General features: G+C 63.7%; 4 protein-coding genes. 1 reads left to right on the plus strand and 3 read right to left on the minus strand.

The window, feature by feature from the left end:
- A partial coding sequence (locus GEV05_30760; protein MPZ47659.1) for an amidohydrolase family protein occupies positions 1-959 on the minus strand: 959 nt, incomplete at its 3' end.
- Between the two features lie 14 nt (positions 960-973).
- Positions 974-2,140, minus strand: coding sequence for an amidohydrolase family protein (locus GEV05_30765; protein MPZ47660.1), 1,167 nt, complete (start codon positions 2,138-2,140; stop codon positions 974-976).
- Between the two features lie 458 nt (positions 2,141-2,598).
- Here GEV05_30765 and GEV05_30770 point away from each other — a divergent pair, with 458 nt between their 5' ends.
- Positions 2,599-3,069: a heme-binding protein gene (locus GEV05_30770; protein MPZ47661.1), complete on the plus strand. Its 471-nt coding sequence runs from the start codon at positions 2,599-2,601 to the stop codon at positions 3,067-3,069.
- A 126-nt stretch (positions 3,070-3,195) separates the two neighbouring features.
- On the opposite strand, the gene GEV05_30775 is transcribed toward GEV05_30770, so the two are convergent.
- On the minus strand, positions 3,196-3,846 hold a 651-nt coding region (locus tag GEV05_30775; protein MPZ47662.1), incomplete at its 5' end, for an ATP-binding cassette domain-containing protein.

Here is a 3,846-nt window from a genome sequence, read left to right on the forward strand (position 1 = left end):
TTGATCCCGGTCGCATCGAACCATCCGACCAGATGACATTGGCGCTGGAACAGCTCGGACGGCTTCAGGTCGTAGCCTTCGGTGTTGATACGCTGGCGCTCGAACTGATGATCGGCGAGCTCCAGTTCATAGGCGCCCCACGCAGTCGTAGTTTCGGCGAACACCACCTGCAGGCGGGGGAAGCGATGCAGGATCTGCGAATAGAGGAAGTTCGCCACCACCAGCACGGAGCTCACCGGACGGGTGAGGGCTTCCAAAGCGGCTGCGACCTCCGGCGTGAAGCCTTCGTACGGCGGGAACTCGATATCGCGCGATGCCCCCGAGTGAAAGCACACCGGCACATCGAGATCCTGGCAGGTCGCCCAGATGGGATCGTAGACGGGCTCGTTGATGTGCGGCAGCTCGCGCAGCAGCATCGGCACCGGAGGCAGCACGACGCCGCGATGTCCCTTGGCCACCGCCCGCTCGATCTCGTTCACCGCAGCATCGACCGGTGCCAGCGGCACGATGCATTGGGGAATGAAACGCGGGCTCAACGCGGCCCATTCCTCGATCAGCCAGTCGTTGTAGGCTTGCACGCAGGCCAGCTCGAGCGCCGAATCGTCGAGGCGCCCGAAGGTTTCGCCCGCCCGTCCCGCGACGCTCGGATAGAGAACCGAATAATCGACCCCGTCGACATCCATCGCCGTCAGGCGCTCGGCTGGCACGTAGGCGACCTTGGGCACTTCCTCCCAGCGCTGTGGATCGCGGGCGCGGTCCGGCATGGCAGCGCCGGCCAGCGCCACGCCGCGCAGATCGGTCTTCTTGCCGTCCACCATCCAGGACTCGCTGCCATCGGCCTGCCGTTCGAGGTGCGGGATGCGCTCGCCCCATTGGGACTTCGACATGCGCGCAGTCCATACCTCGGGGTGCTCCTGCACGTGATCGTCGGCGCTGATGAATCCGTATTTGAGCTCCATGGTCGGGTCGCCTTTCAGGAGAGACCGTAGACTCGTACTGCATTGCCGTACAGGAGCTGATTGCGCTCCTGCGGCGGGACGCCGTGCAGCGTGCGTTCGACGAACTGCCGCGACTCGGGAAACGTGGACGTGGAATGCGGGAAATCCGACTCCCACATGATGTTGTCCAGGCCGACCAGGTGACGCAGCTCGATGCCCGCGCGCTCGTACCAGAAATCAACGTAGATCTGCCGCCTGAAGAGCTCGCTCGGTCGCGTGAGTATGCCCTGCGTCCACAGGTGGCGGCGTTCCCACTCGTGGTCGCAGGCCTCGAGCACATAGTTCACCCAGCCGACCCCGGTCTCCGCGCACACCCAGCGCAGACGCGGGAAGCGATCCAGCACGCCCGAAAAAATGAGATTGGGAATGAACTGCGCCTGGGTGGAGAAGTTGCCCGAGGGACCCATCGCCTGACCCTGGTTCTGCGTGTAGCCCTTCCAGCGCGGGATCGTCAGGCGCAGCCCGGCTCCCGAGTGCCAATGGATGGGCACGTCAAGATCCTGGCACGTCGCCCATAAAGGATCCCACCAAGGGTCGTTGAAGTGCTTGAAGCCCGGGCGCGTCCGGCTCGGTTCGGCCAGCATGACGATGCCGCGATGGCCCTTCTCGACCGCGCGGCGTGTCTCCTTCGCGGCCGCTTCAATCCCGTTCAGATACGGGATCAGCGCAAGCGGGACGAAACGATCGCTCGCTTGGCGCCATTCGGCGAGCCCGTCGTTGTAGGCCTGCACGCACGCCAGCTCGAACTCGGCATCGCCCTGCAGGATCGTGCCGCTCTGGATCGGATCGTTCGGAAACAGCACCTCGCCGTCGACGCCATCGCGGTCGAGGGCTTTGAGGCGTTCGACCGGATCGTAGACGAACGACGGCACCTCGTCCCAGCGCTGCGGAAAGGTTCTGCGCATCGGGTCGTTCATCGCCGTAGGACAGTTCACGGTGCCGCGTTCGCCCACTACTTTGCCGTTGACGAACCAGCGCTGCACCGGCCGCTCCGAGGCCAATGCCATGTGCGCCTTGTCGGTGGTTTCCCGAAGCTGAGGAATGCTGTCGCCGAACTTCGAGTGCGACATGCGGCTGGTCCAGTTGTCCTTGTGCAGTTGGGCATGCGAGTCGCAACTGATCAGGCCGTGTTGGATCTTCATCGCCTATCCTCCATGTGGATTGAACCGCACCTAGCTAGGGTCCCGGGCATCGAGAACGCGCGCCGGCGAAAAGCTCGATGTCATCGACTCGTGCTGAACCTCTGGACATTCGAAGCGGCACGCGCAATGCGAGGCTCCTCCGAGCGTTGCGTACCGTGTCTGCAGCATGCCGGGTGGCCCGATAGTCCACATAGCAAGAACTCAGACAGTCGGTTGATCTCAGCATAGTGCCGCTGCGGAAAAAAAGAAATAAGATGCTTCCGAGGGCAGCGAGAATCGGTCGTTTGCGCGCAATTCCGGCGCGTACGCCGGCGCCTCAGTACGATTCTGCTGCGAGGCGCAAATCCGATACGTTTCAGGCGTAAGGCGTTGAGCTGCCGAAGCGGCGACCGACACAGGAGAGGAGGAAAGCCTCCGCTGCCGGATGTTAGCATCGCACTGTCGCGTGACCGCAGCCCATGCCGGAGGTCCGCGCGAGCCTGTCTCTTCCGCAGACAATCGAAGTGATCCCGACAAAGGAGCCTCACATGTATCTGACCTCGAGCGAAGCACAGAAGATGCTGCAAGCAGCGCAGGCCAAGGCGCAGCAGATGGACGTCAAAGTGTCGATCTCGGTCGTGGACGGACGGGGGGACTTGCTGACCATGGTGCGCCTCGACGGCGTGTCCTGGCGCACGGCGGGCATTTCGAAAGGCAAGGCCTACGCGTCGGCCAATTTTGGCGTGCCGAGCGCCGAGCTCACCGCGCGGGCGAGCTCGCCGGTGATGCAGGCGTTCATGCTGTCCGTGCCCGGGGAGATGGTGCCTGCGCAGGGCGCCGTGCCGGTGCTGCGCGACGGCCGTGTGCTCGGCGCGATCGGCGTGAGCGGCGCCAAGTCGGAAGAGGACGAGGAAATCGCCAAGGCCGGAGTTGCCGCGCTGCAGAAGTAGCTCGCGTTACGACCGACGGGTCCTGATCCGCGTGCGCGGTCAAGCGTCGGTGGAGTACACACCGAAACGGCCGCGAGGAGAGTGGCTCCATTCTTCAGGTCCTGCAGCCGTGATAACGGCCCTCAATCAGGCTGCGCTTGGGGCGGGATCTGGTAATCCGGGCGCGAGCGGTGTAGCGGCGTCAGTCGGTTCGACGGGAAAGTGACACGCCACCTGGTGGTCTGGACCGTCGGCGAGCAGCGGTGGCGATTGCTCCGCGCAAAGAGCCTGCGCCTTCCAGCAGCGGGTACGAAAGCGGCATCCTGATGGGGGATTGGCCGGGCTCGGAACCTCGCCCTGGAGCCGAATCCGATCGACGCCTGCTTCGTTCGAAAAGTCGATGCGCGGCTGTGCGGAGAGCAAGGCTTTGGTGTAAGGGTGACGAGGCGTTTTGTACACCCTCTCGACCGTGCCGATTTCGACAATGCGCCCCAGGTACATCACCGCAATTCGGTCCGACATGTGACGCACGACGGCCAGATCGTGCGCGATGAACAAGCACGCGATGTGGGAGCTCGACTGAATCTTCTCCAACAAGTTGACGACCTGAGCTTGCACGGACACATCGAGCGCCGACACCGGTTCGTCGCACACCAGGATCTCCGGATTCAATGCGAGCGCGCGGGCGATGCCGATACGCTGGCGCTGACCGCCGGAAAATTCATGCGGGTAGCGTTGCGCGTGTTCGGGTAACAAGCCGACGCTCTCCAGTAGCTCGCCGATGCGCCTCGCCCATTG

It is taken from the genome of Betaproteobacteria bacterium (genome assembly GCA_009377585.1).
Classification (GTDB): Bacteria; Pseudomonadota; Gammaproteobacteria; order Burkholderiales; family WYBJ01; genus WYBJ01.